The 22,709-nt window shown below is 58.8% G+C and carries 16 protein-coding genes; 4 read left to right on the plus strand and 12 right to left on the minus strand.

From position 1 onward, the window contains the following. Nucleotides 1-32 precede the first annotated feature (32 nt). The 3 genes from PH256_RS07110 to PH256_RS07120 form a co-directional block, all read right to left on the minus strand. Complete coding sequence (locus PH256_RS07110; protein WP_087183581.1) at nt 33-437, minus strand: hypothetical protein; 405 nt, start codon at nt 435-437, stop codon at nt 33-35. Between the two features lie 89 nt (nt 438-526). Continuing rightward, nucleotides 527-1,861 (minus strand): glucose-6-phosphate isomerase, encoded by a 1,335-nt coding sequence (locus tag PH256_RS07115; protein WP_087180422.1) that lies wholly within the window; start codon nt 1,859-1,861, stop codon nt 527-529. Between the two features lie 150 nt (nt 1,862-2,011). After that, complete coding sequence (locus PH256_RS07120) at nt 2,012-3,184, minus strand: D-alanyl-D-alanine carboxypeptidase family protein (RefSeq protein WP_270913562.1); 1,173 nt, start codon at nt 3,182-3,184, stop codon at nt 2,012-2,014. A 160-nt stretch (nt 3,185-3,344) separates the two neighbouring features. Between PH256_RS07120 and mtaB the strand changes: the two genes are divergently transcribed. Together mtaB and PH256_RS07130 are read left to right on the plus strand one after the other, a co-directional pair. Further along, nucleotides 3,345-4,640 (plus strand): tRNA (N(6)-L-threonylcarbamoyladenosine(37)-C(2))-methylthiotransferase MtaB, encoded by a 1,296-nt coding sequence (mtaB, locus tag PH256_RS07125; RefSeq protein ID WP_270913563.1) that lies wholly within the window; start codon nt 3,345-3,347, stop codon nt 4,638-4,640. 139 nt (nt 4,641-4,779) lie between these two features. Beyond that, entirely contained in the window at nt 4,780-6,297 is a 1,518-nt protein-coding gene (locus PH256_RS07130; protein WP_087183628.1) for a 4Fe-4S dicluster domain-containing protein, read from the plus strand. A gap of 256 nt (nt 6,298-6,553) precedes the next feature. Here PH256_RS07130 and PH256_RS07135 read toward each other — a convergent pair whose 3' ends face one another. Further along, nucleotides 6,554-7,117: a PduL/EutD family phosphate acyltransferase gene (locus tag PH256_RS07135; RefSeq protein ID WP_087183578.1), complete on the minus strand. Its 564-nt coding sequence runs from the start codon at nt 7,115-7,117 to the stop codon at nt 6,554-6,556. Between the two features lie 146 nt (nt 7,118-7,263). On the opposite strand from PH256_RS07135, the gene PH256_RS07140 reads away from it, so the two are divergent. After that, nucleotides 7,264-7,845: a uracil-DNA glycosylase gene (locus tag PH256_RS07140; protein ID WP_087183577.1), complete on the plus strand. Its 582-nt coding sequence runs from the start codon at nt 7,264-7,266 to the stop codon at nt 7,843-7,845. A 156-nt stretch (nt 7,846-8,001) separates the two neighbouring features. On the opposite strand, the gene tuf is transcribed toward PH256_RS07140, so the two are convergent. The 8 genes from tuf to PH256_RS07180 form a co-directional block, all read right to left on the minus strand. Further along, nucleotides 8,002-9,204, minus strand: coding sequence for an elongation factor Tu (gene tuf / locus PH256_RS07145; RefSeq protein ID WP_087183576.1), 1,203 nt, complete (start codon nt 9,202-9,204; stop codon nt 8,002-8,004). Nucleotides 9,205-9,331: 127 nt separating this feature from the next. Then, nucleotides 9,332-11,452: an elongation factor G gene (gene fusA, locus PH256_RS07150; RefSeq protein WP_270913564.1), complete on the minus strand. Its 2,121-nt coding sequence runs from the start codon at nt 11,450-11,452 to the stop codon at nt 9,332-9,334. Between the two features lie 27 nt (nt 11,453-11,479). After that, nucleotides 11,480-11,950 carry a 30S ribosomal protein S7 gene (gene rpsG, locus PH256_RS07155; RefSeq protein ID WP_140401627.1) on the minus strand — a complete coding sequence of 157 codons (471 nt, stop codon included), beginning with the start codon at nt 11,948-11,950 and terminating at the stop codon, nt 11,480-11,482. A 115-nt stretch (nt 11,951-12,065) separates the two neighbouring features. Beyond that, a complete protein-coding gene (gene rpsL, locus PH256_RS07160; protein ID WP_058965808.1) occupies nt 12,066-12,494 on the minus strand; it encodes a 30S ribosomal protein S12 in 429 nt (142 codons plus the stop codon). 290 nt (nt 12,495-12,784) lie between these two features. Beyond that, entirely contained in the window at nt 12,785-16,390 is a 3,606-nt protein-coding gene (gene rpoC / locus PH256_RS07165) for a DNA-directed RNA polymerase subunit beta' (RefSeq protein WP_087183575.1), read from the minus strand. 91 nt (nt 16,391-16,481) lie between these two features. After that, a complete protein-coding gene (rpoB, locus tag PH256_RS07170; protein WP_087183574.1) occupies nt 16,482-20,297 on the minus strand; it encodes a DNA-directed RNA polymerase subunit beta in 3,816 nt (1,271 codons plus the stop codon). A 271-nt stretch (nt 20,298-20,568) separates the two neighbouring features. Next, nucleotides 20,569-20,985, minus strand: a complete 417-nt coding sequence (locus PH256_RS07175; protein ID WP_087183573.1) for an RrF2 family transcriptional regulator — start codon at nt 20,983-20,985, stop codon at nt 20,569-20,571. 171 nt (nt 20,986-21,156) lie between these two features. Next, nucleotides 21,157-21,639: a DUF2798 domain-containing protein gene (locus PH256_RS07180; protein WP_270913566.1), complete on the minus strand. Its 483-nt coding sequence runs from the start codon at nt 21,637-21,639 to the stop codon at nt 21,157-21,159. A 266-nt stretch (nt 21,640-21,905) separates the two neighbouring features. Here PH256_RS07180 and PH256_RS07185 point away from each other — a divergent pair, with 266 nt between their 5' ends. Continuing rightward, on the plus strand, nt 21,906-22,670 hold the full coding sequence (locus PH256_RS07185) for a nucleoside phosphorylase (protein WP_270913567.1): 765 nt from the start codon (nt 21,906-21,908) through the stop codon (nt 22,668-22,670). The last annotated feature ends 39 nt before the right edge of the window (nt 22,671-22,709 follow it).

A 22,709-nucleotide genomic window follows, 5' to 3' on the forward strand; every position in this document is an offset into this window, starting at 1 on the left:
ATTTTTTTGGCTCCCGCCCGCTTATGGAACGATTACAGGTATTTCTTTACATCCTCGGGCAGAGTCTCGAGGGCGGCGGAAATGGTGATGGTAACGTTCACGTTCTCCCCTGCGATGGCCTGTACGTCATCCAGGAACTTGCCCAGACCGTTCAGATCGTGGTCGCCAACCTTCAGGATACCGTCCACAAACAGCTCGGTGATGTCGTAGTTGCCGGCCAGAACGCCTGCCACAAAACCATACATCATATTGTAGCCAGTGATGTGATACTCATCCAGGTCGATCAGGCGAGCAGCATGATCGATATCATAAGTCAGCTTCATGGACTTTTCCAGCACAACAACGTTGCCGGTAGTGGTTTTGGTAACTGCGTTGATGGCCTCGATCATCGCTTTGGTTTTGCCGGTGCCTTTCGTGCCAACGATCAGTTTAATCATAAGAGGGTACCTCCTTCTATTTTGCGAAACGCGGCATGCCGCGATTTCCCTTCACGTAATTCCCCGTTTTCCGCCGGGGCGCGGGGTGCTCAGCCCAGCTTGGCTTCCAGCTCAGCCTTGCGGTCCTCGTAGCCGGGTTTGCCCAGCAGCGCGAACATGTTCTTCTTGTAGCTCTCCACACCGGGCTGATCGAAGGGGTTCACGCTCAACAGATAGCCGCTGATGGCGCAGGCCCGCTCGAAGAAGTAGATCAGGTAGCCCAGATCGTACTCGTTCAGGCTGGGAGTCTCCAGCACGATGTTGGGAACATCGCCGTCGGTGTGAGCCAGAATAGTGCCCTGCATGGCCTTTTCGTTGACCACGCTCATGTTCTGGTTGGCCAGGAAGTTCAGGCCGTCCAGATTCTCCTCATCAGCCTCGATGAACAGGTCCTGAGAGGGCTTGTGGATGTTAACCACGGTCTCGAACATCACACGGGCACCTTCCTGTACGAACTGGCCCATGGAGTGCAGATCGGTGGAGAAAACAACGCTGGTGGGCATGAGGCCCTTGTTGTCCTTGCCTTCGCTCTCGCCGAACAGCTGCTTGTACCACTCGTTCATCATGGTGAAGTTGGGCTCGTAAGCGGCCAGCAGCTCAACAGCCTTGCCCTTGCGGTACAGGATGTTGCGGGCGGCAGCGTACTTGTAGCAGTCGTTATCCGGAGTGCAATTGGAGTACTCCGCACGGGCATCGGCAGCGCCCTGCATCAGAGCGTCGATGTCACAGCCGGCGCAGGCGATGGGCAGCAGACCCACAGCGGTGAGCACCGAGTAACGGCCGCCCACGTCGTCGGGTACCACGAAGGTGGGCCAGCCTTCTTCGTCGGCCTGCTTCTTCAGGGTGCCGCGGCTGCGGTCGGTAGTGGCGTAGATGCGCTTGGAGGCACCTTCCTTGCCGTAACGCTCTTCCAGGTATTTCTTGAAGACCCGGAAGGCCAGCGCAGGCTCGGTGGTGGTGCCGGACTTGGAGATCACGTTCACGCTGACCTCCTTGCCCTCACAGCAGGCCAGGATGTCCTGCAGGTAGGCGGGAGAAATGGAATTGCCCGCGAAGAAGATCTGCGGAGTCTTCTTGCAGGTGCAGTTGTACATCTGGCCCTTGATGGCCTCGATGGCGGCGCGGGCGCCCAGATAGGAGCCGCCGATACCGATCACCACCAGCACGTCGGAATCCGAGCAGATCTTCTCGGCCGCGGCCTTGATGCGGGCGAACTCCTCCTTGTCGTAATTTACGGGCAGGTCCACCCAGCCCAGGAAATCGTTGCCGGGGCCGGTGCGGCCTTCCAGCATCTCGTGAGCAGTTTTCACCTGCGGCCAGATCGCCTCAAACTCAGAGTCCTTTACAAATTTTGCAAGATACTTACCGTTAAATTTAACGCTCATATCGCTGCCTCCCACCATGTGTTTTCTTTGTTATAACTATACCGTTTTGCCTGCTAAAAGTCAAGGGCAGCGTACATTCCGCACAAATATTTCGCAGCAAAGCCGCAGCCCGGGCGGCAGTGCCTGTGCTGCGGCTTTGCGCTTTGTTTTTCAGTGTGTCAGAAGCCCCTGCCACAGGCTCTCCATAGCCAGCTGCCAGCTCATGGCCGGCACGTCCGAGGCGGCGGTCACCGGCCAGCTTCCCAGCTCGGTCTGCCCGGCATACAGCACCACCCGGCCCAGCTCGCTGCCCAGAGTCACCGGAGCCTGTGCGCTCTCGCTCAGCTCCAGTTCTGCCCGCAGACTCTGCTCCTCGCCCTTCTGCAGCAGCACCGTGCCCGGCGTCTGGTAATTCAGAGTCACCTCCTCCAGTGCGCCGCCGGTCACCGGCAGGCTTCCCGGTGCGTTTTCCGGCGCAGGGGCCTGTACCCGGGTAAAATTGGCAAAGCCATAATCCAGCAGTGTGGTGGCCGCATCGAACCGCTCGGCGCTGCTGGAGGCTCCCAGCACCACCGCGATCAGTGACAGACCGTCCCGGGTGGCGCTAGCGGAAAGACAGACCCCTGCCCCGCCGGTGGTACCGGTCTTCAGCCCGGTGATGCCCTGATAGCGGCGCAGCAGCTTGTTGGTATTCACCAATTGAGTCTGACCCTCCCGCAGGCTGTCGGTCCAGATGCCGGTGTAGTTCAGGATCTGGGGATGATTGTTTAAAATCTCCCGGCTCATGATCGCCACATCCCGCGCGGTGGAAAGATGCTCTTCCTGGTCCAGCCCGCAGGCGTTCTGAAAGGTGGTATTGGTCATGCCCAGCTGAGCGGCCTTCTGGTTCATCTGCTCCACAAACACCGGCTCGCTGCCCCCCAACATCTCGGCCAGGGCCACCGCCGCGTCGTTGGCGCTGGCCACGCACACCGCCCGCAGCATCTCATCCACGGTAAACTCCTCCCCCGGCTCCAGCCAGATCTGACTGCCGCCCATGCTGTAGGCATGCTCGGTCACCGGCACAGTGTCCTCCAGGGTGAAGCGCCCCTCCTCCAGCCCCTCCATCACCAGCAAAAGAGTCATTACCTTGGTGATGGAGGCGATGGACATCTGGGTGTCCGCCTCCTTTTCATACAGCACAGTGCCGCTTTCCTGGTCGATCAGAATCGCCGCCCGGCAGGGTACGTCAAACTGCCCCAGCGCGAACCGACCTGCCTGCACATCCTGCGCATGGGCCGGAAACGCCAGCCCCACAAACAGGAGCACCATCATAACAAGCGCCGCCGCCCGTCGTTTTGCCATAAAACCTCCCCCCTTCTTCCCGGGGTCTTTTCGCCGGCCCGCGGGCGTTGTTCTTTCGTTTATCTCTATGCGTTCGCCCGCTGGGAATATGCTTGCCTTTTTGCCATTCTCCCCTATAATATAAGAGAAGTATTTTCCTATCAGATAAAGGAGCGAATCCATGCGCGTAAGTTTTTACACACTGGGCTGCAAGGTCAATCAGAATGAGACCGGCGCGCTTGCCCAGCTTTTCCGTCAGAACGGATACACCCTGGCCGAACCCGACGAGGAGGCCGATGTCTTTGTGGTGAACAGCTGCACCGTCACCGCCGGGGGCGATAAGAAAAGCCGCCAGTGGCTGCGGCGGGCCAAGCGCCAGTATCCCGGCGCGGTCACAGTGCTCACCGGCTGCTATCCCCAGGCTTTTCCCGAGGAGGCCGCCGCGGTCATGGAGGCGGACGTGGTGATGGGCAATGCCAACCGGCATGCCATTCTGCGCAACGTGGCCCGCGCCCTGGAGGGCGAACGGGTGGTGGACATTTCCGCCCACGAAAAGGGCGAAGCCTTTGAGGAGCTGCCCATGGAGCGGTTCGAGGGCCACACCCGGGCCTTCATCAAGGTGCAGGACGGCTGCAACCGCCAGTGCGCCTACTGCGTGATTCCCCGCGCCCGTGGCCGGGTGCGCAGCCGCAGCGAGGCAAGCATCCTGAAGGAGCTGGAGGCCCTGGCTGCCGCAGGCTACAAGGAAGTGGTGTTCAGCGGCATCAACCTGCCCAGCTATGGCCAGGATACCGGCACCAATCTGACCGAGCTCATCGAGCACAGCGCCCAGGTGGAGGGCATCGAGCGCATCCGCCTGGGCAGCCTGGAGCCGGATCTGCTGAGCGACGACGACATCGCCCGCATGGCCCGCACGGAAAAGCTCTGCCCCCAGTTCCATCTTTCGCTGCAGAGCGGCTGCACCTCTACCCTGCGCCGGATGCGCCGGGTCTACACTGCCGAGGAATATGCCGCCGTGGTGAAAAAGCTGCGCCAGGCCTATGGCGGAGCCTGCAGTTTCACCACCGACGTAATCGTTGGCTTCCCCGGCGAAACCGAGGAGGAATTCGCCGAGAGCGTACGCTTTGTGCAGGAAATGAAGTTTTTGAAGGTTCATGTATTCCCCTATTCCCGCCGGGAGGGAACCCCTGCCGCCACCTTCCCGGATCAGATTCCCGAGGAGGAGAAGGCCCGCCGGGTACATGTGCTGCAGACTGCTGCAGATGAGGTGCGAGGCCAGCTTGCCAAAGAATGGTCCGGCTCGGTGGACACCGTCCTGCTGGAGAAGCCCCTCAGTGCCAATCTGTTCACCGGCTACACCCGGCTGTATCTGCCGGTGGTGGTGAATGCCTCCGGCGCCGAGGCCGGCCAGATCCTGTCCTGCCGCCTGGGCGAGTGGGACGGTGAGCGCTGCCGGGCCGCTGCAGTGCAGCTTTGATCACAAACACAAAAAATATCCGCATTCTTTCCCGTGCTTGTTTTCCCGCGGCGCTTGCCCCCGGGGAGCGAGTATGTTATATTTTTATTGTATGCGAACACCAACGCATTTTGGAAGGAGTTATGTGATTATGAGCAACATGCGCGGTATCTACACCTCGGTCACCGACATCCGCCGTCGGGTTTTCACCGAAGTGGCCCGCCTCTCCTATGAGGGGCAGAACTACGCACAGGAAGTTTCCCGCCTGCCCTATAAAATCATCCCGGGCGAGGTCAACAGCTTCCGCAACAGCATTTTCCTGGAGCGCGCCATCGTTTCCGAGCGCATCCGTCTGGCCATGGGCCTGCCTCTGCGTCCCATGGATGAGCAGGCGCCCACCAATTCGGGTATGGAAAACAGCGTGATCGCCCAGAAATATTACGATCCCCCGCTGGTGAACATCATCAAGTTCGCCTGCAACGCCTGTCCTGAGAAAAAGGTTGAGGTGACCAACCTCTGCCGCGGCTGCCTGGCTCATCCCTGTGTGGATGTCTGCCCCAAGGACGCGCTGACCTTCACCCCCGGCGGTCAGACCGTGATCGATCAGGACAAGTGCATCAAATGCGGCAAGTGCGTGGATGTGTGCCCCTACCACGCCATCGTGAAGATGGAGCGTCCCTGCGCCGCTGCCTGCGGCATGAACGCCATCCACTCCGATGACCTGGGCCGCGCTCAGATCGATCAGGACAAGTGCGTTTCCTGCGGCATGTGCCTGGTCAACTGCCCCTTCGGCGCCATCGTGGACAAGGGTCAGATTTTCCAGCTGATCCAGAGCATTCGCCAGGGCGACCGGGTATATGCCATCATGGCTCCCGCTTTCGTAAGCCAGTTCCCCGGCCTGACCGTGGGCAAGCTGAAGGCTGCTATGCGTCAGCTGGGCTTTGAGGACACCTTTGAGGTTGCCGTGGGCGCCGACCTGTGCACCATCGAGGAAGCAAAGGACTTCATGCGTGAGGTTCCCGAGCATCAGCCCTTCATGGCCACCAGCTGCTGCCCTAGCTGGAGCGTGATGGCCAAGAAGCTCTTCCCTGAGATGGCCGACTACATCAGCATGGCCCTGACCCCCATGGTGCTCACCGCCCGTCTGGTAAAGAAGCATCACGGCAAGGACTGCAAGGTGGTCTTCGTTGGCCCCTGCGCCGCCAAAAAGCTGGAGGCCAGCCGCCGCAGCATCCGCAGCGACGTGGACTTCGTGCTCACCTTCGAGGAACTGATGGGCATGTTCGAGGCCCGCGAAGTGGACTTCGACAGCCTGGAGGTAGATCCCGCCGATGACTTCAACAAGGCTTCTGCAGATGGCCGCGGCTTCGCCGTGACCGGCGGCGTTGCCCAGGCGGTTGTAAACGCCATCAAGAAGATGGACCCGGACCGCGAGGTCAAGGTTGCCAGCGCCCAGGGCCTGGCCGAGTGCAAGAAGCTGCTCATGATGGCCAAGGCCGGCAAGTACAACGGCTACCTGCTGGAGGGCATGGGCTGCCCCGGCGGCTGCATGGGCGGCGCCGGCACCCTGGCAGATCCTGTAAAGGCTGCCGCTGCTCTGGCCAAATACAAGAAGGAAGCCCCCATCGAGACCTCGGTGGAAAGCCCCTACGAGAACGATCTGGCCTTCCTGGACTGATTACTTCTCCACTCTGCAGGATTTGAATCGGCCCGCTTCGCGGAAATCAAATCCTCAGAAAATCATTTCATAAAAAAGCGGTACAGCCAGTGGCTGTACCGCTTTTTTCTTTCTTTGAATGGCTGAATGGCTTTCTTCCAAACAGCAAGACCCCCTGACACAGGGCATCTGCCTTCTGCATCAGGGGGTCTTGTTGTTTTTCGTCAGGGCAGGCTTTTGCCTTTCGCAATTTCAGCCTTTCTGCTTCAGGGAACGATTACTTAACGATCTCGCCCTCGTTAGCGCCCAGGCAGGCGTTGGACTCGTCGGTGTCGATGTGCATAGCGGTGGCGAACTTCTCGCTCACGCGGATCACAACATCGTCGAATACCAGCTTACGGCCTTCCTTGCCGCAGGCTACCTTCACGATCTCCTTGTCCTTCACGCCCATCTTCTCGGCGTCCTCAGGAGTCACATGGATGTGACGCTTCGCAACGATTACGCCTTCCTTCAGCTCAACCTCGCCGCAGGGACCAACCAGCTTGCAGGCGCCGGAACCAGCGATGTCGCCGGACTCACGAACAGGAGCAGCAATGCCGATGGAACGGGCGTCAGAAGCGGACAGCTCCACCTGATCCGCGTTGCGGCAGGGGCCCAGGATGGACACGTTGGGCAGCTCCTTCTTGGGGCCAACAACGGTCACGCGCTGCTCGGAAGCATACTGGCCGGGCTGGCTCAGCTCCTTCTTCACAGTCAGCTCAAAGCCTTTGCCAAACAGGGTCTCCAAGGTCTCTTTGGTCACATGTACGTGACGGGCAGAAGTTTCAACTAAGAATTTCATATGTCATTTCCTCCCTTGGGTCGGATACGTTCCGGCCGCTCATATTTATTGTAACAAGGGCAAACTAAAACTTCAAGACAAAAACCGGCCTTTTGTGCTATAATATTTTTATAACAAGTGATACCCAGCAAAGCGAGGTGCCCCGGATGGATTTTGAGACCTTGAAACAGGAATGTTTGACCTGCCGCAAGTGCGGTCTGTGTGAGACGCGCCATAATGTGGTATTCGGTATGGGAAGCCCTAATGCCGAAGTGATGTTCATCGGTGAAGGTCCCGGCCAAAATGAGGACGAACAGGGCCTGCCCTTTGTGGGCCGCAGCGGCAAGCTGCTGGATCAGTATCTGGAAGCGGTGGATCTTTCCCGGGATAAAAATGTCTTCATCGCCAATATTGTAAAGTGCCGCCCACCCCAGAACCGGGACCCTCTGCCGGAGGAATGGGACGCCTGCCTTCCCTGGCTGCGGGAGCAGTTCCGGCTGATCCGGCCAAAGATCGTGGTCTGCCTGGGACGCATCGCAGCCCAGCGGCTGATTGATCCCAAGTTCTCGGTGACCCGCGACCATGGCCTGTTCTTTGAAAAGAATGGCGTCTGGTTCATGGCTACCCTTCACCCGGCCGCCCTTCTGCGCAATCCCAAACAGAAGCCCATGGCCTTCGGGGATTTTGTGGCCCTGCGGGAAAAGATCAGCCAGGTGTGCGACCATACCTACGAATCTGTTTCTTCTTAAAGCAACATCAACATTTCAAAACGCCTCCCCTGCCGCAACCGGCACGGGAGGATTTTTCTTTTTGAGCAAAAGCAAAGACAGCAAAACAGCACAAAAAAGCCCCCCGCTTTTGACAGCGGGGGGCTTTGAAAGCTCACAAAATCAGAGAATCAAAGATTACTCGTAGATCTTGGAAACAACGCCGGAACCAACGGTACGGCCACCCTCACGGATAGCGAAACGCAGGCCCTCGTCCATGGCGATGGGGGTGATCAGCTCAACGTTCATATCAACGTTGTCGCCGGGCATGCACATCTCAACGCCTTCGGGCAGAGTGATAACGCCGGTAACGTCGGTGGTACGGAAGTAGAACTGAGGACGGTAGTTGTTGAAGAAGGGGGTGTGACGGCCGCCTTCATCCTTCTTCAGGATGTAAACGTGGCCCTGGAACTTGGTGTGGGGATGAATGCTGCCGGGCTTAGCCAGAACCTGGCCACGCTCGATATCGGAGCGCTGAACGCCACGCAGCAGAGCACCAACGTTGTCGCCAGCCTCGGCGAAGTCCAGCAGCTTGCGGAACATCTCCAGACCGGTAACGGTGGTCTTGCTCTTCTCGTCCTTCAGACCAACGATCTCAACTTCCTCGCCAACCTTGATCTGGCCCTGCTCAACACGACCGGTAGCCACGGTGCCGCGGCCGGTGATGGTGAACACGTCCTCAACAGGCATCAGGAAGGGCTTGTCGGCCATACGATCGGGAGTGGGGATGTAGTTGTCAACAGCGTCCATCAGGTCCAGAATGCACTTGTACTCGGGAGCGTTGATGTCGGTGCTGGTGCTCTCCAGAACGGCCAGAGCGGAACCCTTGATGATGGGGGTGTCGTCGCCGGGGAAATCGTACTCGTTCAGCAGATCACGAATCTCCATCTCAACCAGATCCAGCAGCTCGGGATCGTCCACCTGGTCAACCTTGTTCATGAAAACAACGATGTAGGGAACGCCAACCTGACGGGACAGCAGGATGTGCTCGCGGGTCTGAGGCATGGGGCCGTCAGCGGAAGAAACCACCAGGATAGCGCCGTCCATCTGGGCAGCACCGGTGATCATGTTCTTAACGTAGTCGGCGTGGCCCGGGCAGTCCACGTGAGCGTAGTGACGGTTGTCAGTCTCGTACTCAACGTGAGAGGTGTTGATGGTGATACCACGCTCGCGCTCCTCGGGAGCCTTATCGATGTTGGCGTAATCGGTGAACTCGGCGTCGCCCTTCATCGCCAGAACCTTGGTGATAGCGGCGGTCAGAGTGGTCTTGCCGTGGTCAACGTGACCGATGGTGCCAATGTTAATATGAGGCTTAGTACGCTCAAACTTAGCTTTTGCCATTTTAATTGTCCTCCTTTTTTTAAACCATAGAGCCTAAGGTTATAATACTAAAACCAACGTCAAAAATCAAGAGATTTTTGATGATTTGCCGCATGGATCAGCCCATGCGGCAAATCTCTGGTCTTATTTACTCCTTGTTGCGGCCAGCCATGATGCTCTCGGCAATATTCTTGGGTACCTCAGCGTAGTGGCTGGGCTCCATGGAATACTGACCGCGGCCCTGGGTCTTGGAACGCAGGTCGGTGGAGTAACCGAACATGTTGGACAGGGGAACGAAGGCGTTGATCTGCTGAGAACCAGACAGAGCCTCCATGCCCTGGATCTGACCGCGACGGGAGTTCAGATCGCCGATAACGTCGCCCATGTACTCGTCGGGAACGATAACAGCAACCTTCATGATGGGCTCCATGATAGCGGGGTCTGCCTTGGCCATAGCGTCCTTGAACGCCATAGAACCGGCAATCTTAAAGGCCATCTCAGAGGAGTCGACCTCATGGTAAGAACCGCCCTTCAGGGTGACCTTCACGTCCTCCACCGGGTAACCGGCCAGGATACCGGCCTTCATAGCGCCCTGGATACCCTGATCGATCGCGGGGATGAACTCCTTGGGAACATCACCGCCAACAACGGCGTTGATGAACTCGTAGCCCTTGCCAGCCTCGTTGGGCTCGATGTCGATGATACAATGACCATACTGACCCTTACCACCGGACTGACGGGCGTACTTGGTGTTGGAGCTGGCCGCACGGCGGATGCACTCGCGGTAAGCAACCTGGGGAGCACCCACGTTGGCTTCTACCTTGAACTCACGCAGCAGACGGTCAACAATGATCTCCAGATGCAGCTCGCCCATGCCAGCGATGATGGTCTGGCCGGTCTCCTCGTCGGTCCAGGTACGGAAGGTGGGGTCCTCTTCAGCCAGCTTGTTCAGCGCAATGCCCATCTTCTCCTGACCAGCCTTGGTCTTGGGCTCGATGGCAACGCGGATAACGGGCTCGGGGAACTCCATGCTCTCCAGGATGACGGGATGCTTGGGATCGCACAGGGTGTCACCAGTGGTGGTGTTCTTCAGGCCAACAGCGGCGGCGATATCACCGGCATAGCAGACCTCGATGTCCTGACGATGGTTAGCATGCATCTGCAGGATGCGGCCCATACGCTCGTTGCTGTCCTTTACGGAGTTGTAAACGGTGGTGCCGGCTTCCACGATACCGGAGTATACACGGAAGAAGCACAGCTTACCAACGAACGGGTCGGTCGCAATCTTGAATGCCAGAGCAGCAAAGGGAGCGTTGTCGTCGGAAGGACGGCTGGTCTCCTCGCCGGTCTCGGGATCAACGCCCTTGATATCCTCGATATCGGTGGGCGCGGGCATGTAATCCACGATAGCGTCCAGCAGCTTCTGAACGCCCTTGTTGCGGTAGGAAGTACCGCAGGTAACGGGAACCACGGTGTTAGCGATGGTTTCCCTACGCAGAGCCTTCTTGATCTCTTCCTTGGTCAGCTCCTCGCCGTCCAGGTACTTCATCATCAGCTCTTCGTCGCCTTCGGCAATCGCCTCCAGCATCTCGGCACGATACTGCTCGGCCAGCTCACGCATATCCTCGGGGATGGGCTCCACGCGGATATCCTTACCCATATCGTCGTAATAGACGTCCGCCTGCATATCGATCAGATCGATGATGCCCTTGAACTCGTCTTCCTTGCCGATGGGCAGCTGGATGGGCACAGCGTTGCACTTCAGACGCTCACGCATCATCTTCACAACGCGGTAGAAGTCCGCGCCCATGATGTCCATCTTGTTCACGTAAGCCATGCGGGGTACGTGATACTTGTCGGCCTGGCGCCAAACAGTCTCGGACTGGGGCTCAACGCCGCCCTTGGCGCACAGAACGGTAACAGAACCGTCCAGAACACGCAGAGAACGTTCTACCTCAACGGTGAAGTCCACGTGGCCGGGGGTGTCGATGATGTTGATCCGATGCCGGTTCTTCTTGGCCTTGGCGGGATCGCCCAGCAGCTCAGTGTGGCTCCAGTAGCAAGTGGTCGCAGCAGAGGTGATGGTAATACCACGCTCCTGCTCCTGCGCCATCCAGTCCATGGTAGCCGCGCCATCGTGCGTTTCACCGATCTTGTGGTTAACACCAGTGTAATACAGGATACGCTCGGTGGTGGTGGTCTTGCCGGCGTCGATGTGCGCCATAATGCCGATGTTTCTGGTCATTTCCAGAGAAACGTCTCTTGGCATATTAACCTCCTATATATACAGGGCGGATCAATAACGGTAATGGGCGAAAGCCTTGTTGGCCTCGGCCATCTTGTGAGTGTCTTCACGCTTCTTCACGGCGTTACCGGTGTTGTTCACGGCATCCATGATCTCGTTGGCCAGACGCTCGCGCATGGTGCGCTCGCTGCGGGCGCGAGAGTAAGCGGTGAGCCAGCGCAGACCCAGGGTCTCGCGGCGCTCGGCACGAACCTCAACAGGTACCTGGTAGGTGGAACCACCAACGCGGCGGGCCTTAACTTCCAGGCTGGGCATGATGTTCTCCAGAGCTTTTTCGAACATCTCCAGGGGATCGTTACCGGACTTCTCCTTTACGATCTCGAAAGCATCGTAAACGATTTTCTGAGCGACGCCCTTCTTGCCATCCAGCATGATGCTGTTGATCAAGCGGGTCACCATCTTGGAATTGTACAGCGGGTCAGCCAGAACGTCCCGCTTAGCAATGTTACCTCTTCTAGGCATCTTTCTTCCCTCCTTCACAGAATGATATCATCGGTACTCGAAAGCAATAAACTCCCGTTGTGCCATTCAAAGAGGCCTTATATTAAGACGCCTTTGATGGCGGGGTAAACGTTAATTACTTCTTCTTAGCACCGGCCTTGGGGCGCTTCGCGCCGTACTTGGAGCGGGCCTGGTTACGGTTGGCCACACCCTGGGTATCCAGAGTACCACGGATAATGTGGTAACGAACACCGGGCAGGTCCTTAACACGGCCGCCACGAATCAGTACTACGCTGTGCTCCTGCAGGTTGTGGCCGATGCCAGGAATGTAAGAGGTTACCTCAATACCATTCGTGAGCTTTACACGGGCTACCTTACGCAGAGCAGAGTTGGGCTTCTTGGGGGTCATGGTACGAACAGCGGTGCATACACCACGCTTCTGGGGGCTGTTAGCGTCGCTGTAGGACTTGTCCAGAGAGTTGTAGCTCTTCTGCAGAGCAGGAGCGGTAGACTTGCGGACAGACACCTCACGGCCTTTGCGTACAAGCTGGTTAAAAGTAGGCATTTTGTTCTCCTTTCTTCAAATTATTTATGTTAAAGCGGCAAGCCGCCATAACATCAAACAGGCATAGTTGCGCCTTAGCCGCGCAACAGTTTTTATTTTACACACAAGCTTTGTGTATGTCAACAGTATTTTCGAAAAAAACTTGGTTGATTCACTGAAATTTTATTTTGTGCGCCTGTAAAGGTCAATTCCCTGCCCCACACTGCTTCAAAACACCCATTTTCGCAAAAGAAGTGCCGCCCCAAAACGGGGCGGCACTTGCAAAAACGAACCGGATGCCAGCGAAAGGCTTATTCGGCAGCAGTCTCAGCCACCGGCTCCAGCACTTCCTCGGCAGGATCAGCGATCTCGGCGGGAACGATGCCGTTCTCCTCCTGCTCGCGGCGGATCAGCTCGGCTTCCACCTCATCCAGACCGGTACCGGCCGGGATCAGCTTACCGATGATGACGTTCTCCTTCAGGCCCATCAGCGGGTCGACCTTGCCCTTGATGGCGGCTTCGGTCAGCACGCGGGTGGTCTCCTGGAAGGAAGCGGCAGACAGGAAGCTATCGGTGGACAGAGACGCCTTGGTGATACCCAGCAGCACGTCGGTGTACTGAGCCAGCTTCAGGCCCTCCTCACCGGCAGCGATGCGCTCCATCAGAGCGGCATTCTGCTGCTCCACTTCCATCTTGTCGGCCAGAGCGCCGCCAATCAGGGTGGTGGAGCCCGCGTCGTCCACGCGGACCTTGCGCATCATCTGACGCACAATAACCTCGATGTGCTTGTCGTTGATTTCTACACCCTGCAGGCGGTATACCTTCTGAACTTCCTGAATCAGGTAGTTCTGAACAGCGATACGGCCCTTGATGGCCAGGATGTCGTGGGGATAAGCATGACCCTCGGTGATCATGTCGCCCTTTTCCAGCTGCTGACCCTCGGTCACGCGGATACGCTGGCCGAAGGGAATTAGGTAGCTCTTCTCAGCGGGAGCGCCGTTCTCGTCCACACCGGAAACCACCACATGGCGGTTCTTCTTGCTGTCGTCGATGTGAGCGGTACCGGCAATCTCGGTCATGATGGCCAGAGCCTTGGGACGGCGGCTCTCGAACAGCTCCTCAACGCGGGGAAGACCCTGAGTGATATCCTCAGCAGATGCGATACCGCCGGTATGGAAGGTACGCATGGTCAGCTGGGTACCGGGCTCACCGATGGACTGAGCAGCGATGATACCAACAGACTCACCCACATGTACGGGATCGCCGTTGGCCAGGTTGGAGCCGTAGCAGTGAGCACATACGCCCACCTTGGCGCGGCAGTTCAGCACGCTGCGGATCTGCAGCTCGGTGATGCCGGCAGCCTCGATCTTCTCGGCGTCGAACAGGTCCATCATCTTGCCCTCGGGCACGATGACCTCGCCGGTGGCGGGGTTGCACACATCGCCCACGGCGTAACGGCCGATCAAACGCTCGCGGAAGCTCTCGATCTCTTCCTTACCCTCGCGGATATCGGATACCCAGATACCCTCGGTGGCGCCGCAGTCCTCCTCACGGACGATCACGTCCTGAGAAACGTCGACCAGACGGCGGGTCAGGTAACCGGAGTCGGCGGTACGCAGAGCGGTATCCGCCATGCCCTTACGGGCGCCACGGCAGGAAACGAAGTACTCCAAGATGTTCAGGCCTTCACGGTAGTTGGCGCGAATGGGCATCTCGATGGTCTTACCGGCGGTGTTGGCCAGAAGACCGCGCATGCCGGCCAGCTGCTTGATCTGGTTCATAGAACCACGGGCACCGGAGTCCGCCATCATGAAGATGGGGTTGCGGTCTTCCAGGTTGTCGGCCAGAGCCTTGGAAACCTTATCGGTGGTCTCCTGCCAGATCTGAATCACGCCGTTGTAGCGCTCCTCGTTGGAGATCAGGCCTCGGTTGAACTGCTTGATGATTTTGGAAACCCGCTCGTCGGCCTCAGCCAGCAGCTCGGGCTTCTGGGGCGGGATCACGGCGTCGCACACAGCAACGGTGATGCCGCTGATGGTGGAATACTTGTAGCCCTGGGCCTTGATGCGGTCCAGCATCTCGCTGGTGGCCTTGGTGCCATGCACCGCCAGGCAGCGGCTGATGATGTCGGGCAGGTTCTTCTTGGTGACCTGGAAATCAACCTCGTATCCGAACATGGCCTCGGGATCGTTGCGGTCCACGTAACCCAAATCCTGCGGGATGGGCTGGTTGAAGATGATGCGGCCCACGGTGGTGTCCACCAGCTTGCTCTTCAGCTCGCCGTTCACCTCCAGGGTGCGGCGAACCTTGATGCGGGCCTGCAGGGTGATGACCTTATCGCTGTAAGCCATGATGGCCTCTTCCTCATCGCGGAAGATCTTACCCTCGCCCTTGTCGCCGTCGTTAACCATGGTCAGGTAGTAGGAGCCCAGGATCATATCCTGCGTGGGCACAGCAACGGGAGCACCATCAGAGGGCTTCAGCAGGTTGCCGGAAGCCAGCATCAGCATGCGGGCCTCGCGCTGGGCCTCCACGCTCAGGGGCAGGTGCACGGCCATCTGGTCGCCGTCGAAGTCGGCGTTGAAGGCGGTACATACCAGAGGATGCAGCTTGATGGCGTGGCCCTCAACCAGCACAGGCTCGAAGGCCTGGATGCCCAGACGGTGCAGAGTAGGCGCACGGTTCAGCATGACGGGGTGACCCTTGATCACGGTCTCCAGGCTGTCCCACACTTCGGTGCGGGCGCGCTCCACCATCTTGCGGGCGCTCTTGATGTTGTTGGCCAGGCCCTTTTCCACCAGGTCCTTCATCACGAAGGGCTTGAACAGCTCCAGAGCCATCTCCTTGGGCAGACCGCACTGGTACATCTTCAGCTCGGGGCCGACAACGATAACCGAACGGCCGGAGTAGTCAACACGCTTACCCAGCAGGTTCTGACGGAAGCGGCCCTGCTTGCCCTTCAGCATGTCGGACAGGCTCTTCAGAGGACGGTTGTTGGGGCCGGTGACGGGACGGCCGCGGCGGCCGTTGTCGATCAGGGCGTCCACAGCCTCCTGCAGCATGCGCTTCTCGTTGCGCACAATGATGTCGGGAGCGCCCAGCTCCAACAGACGCTTCAGACGGTTGTTACGGTTGATGACCCGGCGATACAGGTCGTTCAGGTCGCTGGTGGCGAAACGGCCGCCGTCCAGCTGAACCATGGGACGGATATCCGGCGGAATCACGGGAACAACATCCATGATCATCCACTCGGGGCGGTTGCCGGACAGGCGGAACGCCTCCACAACCTCCAGGCGCTTCAGAATACGAACACGCTTCTGGCCGCCGGCGTCCTCCAGCTCGTTGCGCAGCTGGGTACGCAGCTCTTCCAGATCGATCTCCGCCAGCAGTTCCTTGATGGCCTCGGCGCCCATGGCAGCCTTGAACTCATCCTCGTAGCGCTCGCGCATCTCGTGGTATTCCTTCTCGCTGAGCAGCTGCTTCTTCTCCAGCGGGGTGTAGCCGGGATCGGTTACGATGTAGCTGGCGAAGTACAACACCTTCTCCAGCTGACGGGGGCTGATGTCCAGCATCAGGCCGATGCGGCTGGGGATGCCCTTGAAGTACCAGATATGGGAAACGGGCGCGGCCAGCTCGATGTGGCCCATGCGCTCACGGCGCACCTTGGACTTGGTGACCTCAACGCCGCAGCGGTCGCAGATCTTGCCCTTGTAACGGATGCGCTTATACTTACCGCAGTGACACTCCCAGTCCTTGGTGGGTCCGAAGATGCGCTCGCAGAACAGGCCGTCCCGCTCGGGCTTCAGGGTGCGGTAGTTGATCGTTTCCGGCTTTTTGACCTCGCCGTAGCTCCATGCGCGGATCTGGTCGGGAGAAGCAAGGCCGATCTTGATCGAATCGAAATCGTTATATTCCATTAAACGAACCCTTCCTTTTCTAATGTTTCGATGAATGAGGGCTTGGGAGCGCGGCGCATCTTACGCGCGCCGCACTCCACTCTCGGCTTGATCAGAATTCGTCGTCCAGGCCCAGGCCGTCGTCGGCAAACAGGCTGTCGTCCGGCTCAAAAACATCCTCCGGCTCATCGAAACCGGCGTCTGCATCGGGATCAGCGTCCTCGATGCTGTAATCGTTGCTCAGTTCGTTCTCCACCAGAACGTCCTCGCCCATGGGCAGATCGCGGGTATCGAAGCCGGGCTCCTCGTCGTCGAAGTTCTGCTTCAGATCGATCTCGTCGCCATTGGAATCCTGCACACGCACATCCAGACCCAGGCTCTGCAGCTCCTTGATGAGCACGCGGAAGCTTTCGGGGATGCCGGGCTTGGGAACGGGCTGACCCTTCACGATGGCCTCGTAGGTCTTCACACGGCCGACCACGTCGTCGGACTTGACGGTCAGGATCTCCTGCAGGGTGTAGGCTGCGCCGTAAGCCTCCAGGGCCCAAACCTCCATTTCGCCGAAGCGCTGGCCGCCGAACTGAGCCTTACCACCCAGAGGCTGCTGGGTAACCAGGCTGTAGGGGCCGGTGGAACGGGCATGGATCTTATCGTCCACCAGGTGGTGGAGCTTCAGGTAGTACATGTAGCCCACGGTGACGCGGTTGTCGAACTTCTCGCCGGTGCGGCCGTCGTAAACGGTGCTCTTGCCGTCCTCGTCCAGCTCAATCTTGGAGAAGTCGATCACATGGCCGATCTCCGGGCGCATGATCTTGTCCAGCTTGGTGGGGTATTCGGGAGCGTTCTCACCGTGATTGGTCTCATAGGCCAGGTGGTAGCATTCGCGGATGTCCTGCTCGTGGGCACCGTCGAATACGGGGGTCATGATCTTCCAGCCCAGCGCCTTGGCGGCGTAGCCCAGATGGACCTCCAGTACCTGACCGATGTTCATACGGGAGGGAACGCCCAGGGGGTTCAGCACGATATCCAGCGGGGTACCGTCGGCCAGGAAGGGCATATCCTCCTGAGGCAGGATGCGGGATACAACACCCTTGTTACCGTGACGGCCGGCCATCTTGTCGCCCACGCTGATCTTGCGCTTCTGAGCGATGTAGCAGCGCACAACCTGGCGCACGCCGGGCTGCAGCTCGTCGCAGTTGTCGGGAGTGAAGACCTTCACGTCCACGATGATGCCGTACTGGCCATGGGGAACGCGCAGGGAGGTGTCGCGCACCTCGCGGGCCTTCTCGCCGAAGATGGCGCGCAGCAGGCGCTCCTCAGCAGTCAGCTCGGTCTCGCCCTTCGGGGTAACCTTACCGACCAGAATGTCGCCGGCCTTGACCTCGGCGCCGATGCGGATGATGCCGCGCTCGTCCAGATCCTTCAGGGCATCCTCGCCCACGTTGGGGATATCGCGGGTGATCTCCTCGGGTCCCAGCTTGGTCTCGCGGGCCTCGGTCTCATACTCCTCGATGTGGATGGAGGTGTAAACGTCTTCACGAACGATCTTCTCGTTGATCAGAACGGCGTCCTCGTAGTTGTAGCCCTCCCAGGTCATGAAGCCGATCAGGGCATTCTTACCCAGGCTGATCTCACCGTTCTTGGTGGCGGGGCCGTCGGCGATGACCTGACCGGCCTTCACCTCTTCGCCCTTGTCCACGATGGGGCGCTGGTTCACGCAGGTGCCCTGGTTGGAGCGCATAAACTTGATCAGCTCGTACTCGTCGGTGGTGGTCTTGCTGGTGCGGATCACGATCTTGTCGGCGTCCACATGCTCCACAACACCGTCGTTCTTGGCCAGAACGCAGACGCCGGAGTCACAGGCAGCCTTGTACTCCATGCCGGTGGCCACGATGGGCTGCTGGGTGACCAGCAGAGGCACAGCCTGACGCTGCATGTTGGCGCCCATCAGAGCACGGTTGGCGTCGTCGTTTTCCAGGAAGGGAATCATGGCGGTAGCCACGGACACAACCATCTTGGGGCTTACGTCCATGTAGTCCACACGCTCGCGCTCGATTTCCAGAATCTCGTCACGGCGGCGGGCATTGACGCGGGCCTTGGTGAAGTGGCCTTCCTCGTCCAGAGGCTCGTTGGCCTGGGCCACCACGTACTCGTCTTCCACGTCGGCGGTCATGTAGACCACCTCGTCGGTGACCACACCGCGCTCCTTGTCCACCTTGCGGTAGGGAGCCTCGATGAAGCCGTACTCATTAATGCGGGCGAAGCTGGCCAGGTAGGAGATCAGACCGATGTTGGGACCTTCGGGGGTCTCAATGGGGCACATGCGGCCGTAATGGCTGTAGTGTACGTCTCGAACCTCGAAACCGGCGCGGTCACGGCTCAGACCGCCGGGGCCCAGAGCAGACAGACGGCGCTTATGAGTCAGCTCAGCCAGAGGGTTGTTCTGGTCCATGAACTGAGACAGCGGGCTGGAACCGAAGAACTCCTTGATGGCGGCAACCACAGGACGGATGTTGATCAGGCTCTGGGGAGTGGCCTCGTTCATATCCTGTGCCTGCAGGGTCATGCGCTCGCGGATGACGCGCTCCATACGGGAGAAGCCGATGCGGAACTGGTTCTGCAGCAGCTCGCCCACGCTGCGGATACGGCGGTTGCCCAGATGGTCGATGTCATCGGTGACGCCGATGCCGTGGTCCAGGCCGTTCAGGTAGTTGATGGAGGAGAAGATGTCATCCAGGGTAACGGTCTTGCTGATGAGGCGGTCATGGTTCTTGACCAGCAGCTCTTTCTGCTCGGCCTCGTCGCTGGTTGCATCCAGGATGGCCTTCACCTCGGCGAAGGTCACGCGCTCGTTGATGCCGCACTCCAGAACGTCGAAGTTGAAGAAGTTCTGGGCATCCACGGTGCCGTTGGTGATAACCTTGCGCTCCCGGTCGTCGGCCATGATGAAGGCCACGGATACACCGGCGGCCTCGGCAGCCTCGGCGGCCTCACGGCTGATCTTCTCGCCGGCGGCGATCAGCAGCTCGCCGGTCAGGGGGGCGATGATGTCGCGGGCGGCCACAAAGCCGGTGATGCGGCGGGCCAGAGCCAGCTTCTTGTTCATCTTGTACCGGCCGAACCGGGACATATCGTACCGGCGGGGGTCAAAGAACAGGTTGTTCAGATGGGTCTGGGCGCTCTCCACCGTCGGGGGCTCGCCGGGACGCAGCTTGCGGTAGGTCTCCAGCAGGCCCTCTTCCTCGTTGTGGGTGGTATCCTTGTCCAGAGTGGCCAGGATGCGCTCGTCCTCACCGAAGAACTCCCGGATCTGAGCGTCGCTGCCCATGCCCAGAGCACGCAGCAGCACAGTGACGGGCAGCTTGCGGTTCTTATCGATGCGCACATAGAACACATCGTTGGAGTCGGTCTCGTACTCCAGCCATGCACCGCGGTTGGGGTTCATGGTGGCGGTGTACAGCTTCTTACCGGTCTTGTCGTAGCTGGCGCCGAAGTAAACGCCGGGGCTACGAACCAGCTGGCTGACGATGACACGCTCCGCACCGTTGTTGATGAAGGTACCTGCGTCGGTCATGAGCGGGAAATCGCCCATGAAGATCTCCTGCTCCTTTACCTCGCCGGTCTCCTTGTTCAGCAGCCGGGCGGTAACGCGCAGAGGCGCCGCGTAGGTAGTGTCGCGTTCCTTGCACTCTTTGATGGTGTATTTGGGCTCTCCCAGATGGTAATCCACGAATTCCAAAGCCAGATTGCCGGTGAAGTCCTCAATGGTGGCAATGTCGCGGAAAACCTCTTTCAGACCCTCGTCCAAAAACCAGCGGTACGAGTTCTTCTGCACCTCGATGAGGTTGGGCATGGTGATAACCTCATCGATGCGGGAAAAGCTCATGCGTTCGGTTTTGCCAAGGGTTGTGGGCTTGACCTTCATCATAAAAAGCTTCCACTCCTATCCTGTTTCTACTTACATGATTGAGCACACCCCGCCGGGGCAACAAGTCCGCTCACAGAATTTTGTGTAACTTTCACAAACTTTTGCAAGTTTTTTGTACATGCTGCCTTTTTTAGGGCGTGTTGATCCAATTATGGTATACCAGAACAGTATAATGGCCAAAAAGCCCGGTGTCAAGCCATTTTTTCGCTTTTTTCAAAAACACTGGCCCGGACGTGATACGCCCGGGCCAGTGTTATGCTTTTGATGATTTTCAGCGGCACTGCTCCTCGCTGGCCACGATCCGGGCGAAGTCCACCGCCTCCAGTTCCCGGTTCACCTGCTCGCTGATGCGCCGGAAGACCTGCTGAAAGGCGCAGATGCCGGAGGCTCCCCGGTTGCACTCGCCGCATTCCTCCAGGCAGCGGGAAAGCTGATAGGGTCCCTCCACCGCGCGGATCACATCCAGCATAGTAATCTCGGCCGCGGGCCGCGCCAGCTCGTAGCCGCCCCGGTTGCCCTTGAAGCTGGCCACCAGACCGCTGGCCACCAGCTTGCCCAGGATCTTCAGCGAAAAGCGCAGCGAAACGCTCATCTCCTGGCTGATGGAACGAGCGTCCATCCGCTTTTGATTTTTTGCCAGACAGTAGATGATACGGATGGCGTAATCCGATTCCTGCGTGATGTGCATAACGCCTTCTCCTTTCCCGCGGGCGCGGGGCCCGCCGCACGGGTACACCCCGCAATAACTATACTTTAATGATATAGTTAAATATATCAGATTTGGGTGAATTTGTCAAATCTCACCGCATACAGAAAGCCCGGGCAGCTCCTCAAGAAGGAACCACCCGGGCTCTTTTGATTACGCGTTGGCCGCAGCCTTTTCGCCCCGGCGGAACAGCACCCGGAACACCAGGCGCACCAGCGGACCGGCGAAGAATACCTGCCAGCACAGGGCCATGGGGAAGTTCATCACCGCAGTCTGCAGCCATACGGCCACGATCTGGCTGCCCGGGTTTTTGAACAGGATGGTGGCCACCAGGCTCATCATGGGGCACATCAGGCAGACGATCATGCAGGAGATGGCCAGAATCACGAAGACGGGCTTATCCACGCCGGGCGTAACCAGGCGGAAAGCCAGCTTCTGGGACAGACGCTCCACCACGAAGAACTCCAGGATGAAGGCCACCGGCCACATAATGACCATCTCGCCAAAGGCCATGGCAAAGACCTGATTGCTCATACCGCCCACATTCAGGGCGATGTTGTAGCAGATCATGGCATAGACCATTACAAAGGCCATCAGCAGGGTAAAAATGACATTTTCCAGTTTGGTTTTCGGCATAACGAATACTCCTTCACATTGTTTTCTCGGATGTTTGTGTCCGCAACGCTGTGTTGTTCGTTTGCCGCGCAGCCCTCTTAAAAAGCACAGCTGCTCCGGTGTCGTTTCCAATAAAACCAAACGTTTTGCGCGCTGTCCGTTTTTGGGCAGCGTCGATTATGGTACCACATTTTTCGCACCTTCGCAAGTATTTTTTCTGGACATCACTTCCCCCTTCTTCTATAATAAAGAAATATTACAGCGAAAACGAAACGGAGGCGACTGCTGTGAACCACCCCCCTTTTCCCATTCTGGAGTTCGACCCGGACCGCCGGGCCAAGCTCACCCCGGAACATCCGGATACTCCCCTGCTGCCCCAGCGCTGCGTGATCACCTTCTTCCGGGAGGCCCTAGAGGAACTGGTCCGGGAGCAGAAGCTGGACCCCATCGCCTATCTCCATTCCGAAATTGCGGATCTTCCCATCTACCGGCTGAAGCGGGACGGTGAGCCGGTGTGCGTCGCTCTTCCCTTTGCCACCTCGCCGGGCGCGGTCTGCACGCTGGAGGAGCTGCACGCCCTGGGCGCGGAAAAATTCGTGGTCTGCGGCGGCGCAGGCTGCCTGACTCCCGGGCTGGAACTGGGGCGGATCATCCTGCCGGTGAGCGCAGTACGGGATGAGGGGGCCTCCTATCATTATCTGGAGCCCGGGCGGGAAGCCGCCTGCCCGGCCGAAGGCCTTGCTGCTGCCCGCCGAGGTCTTGCTTCGCTGGGGATTCCGGTGCTGGAGGGCAAGACCTGGACCACTGACGCCCTGTACCGGGAAACCGAAGAAAAGATTGCCCGCCGGGCCGCCGAGGGCTGCCTGACTGTGGAGATGGAGTGCGCGGGCTTTTTTGCTGCGGCGCAGTTCCACGGCCTGCCGCTGGCCCAGCTGCTTTATGCGGGCGACGATCTGAGCGCAGACACCTGGGACAGCCGCGGCTGGGACCGGCAGCACACCGTGCGCCGCAATCTGCTGGAAACCGCTCTTGACCTGGTCACCTATTTTTAAATCCAAAAAAGCCGTCCGAAATACCCGGATGGCTTTTTT

The organism is Allofournierella sp. CML151 (assembly GCF_027853465.1).
Classification (GTDB): domain Bacteria; phylum Bacillota; class Clostridia; order Oscillospirales; family Ruminococcaceae; genus Allofournierella.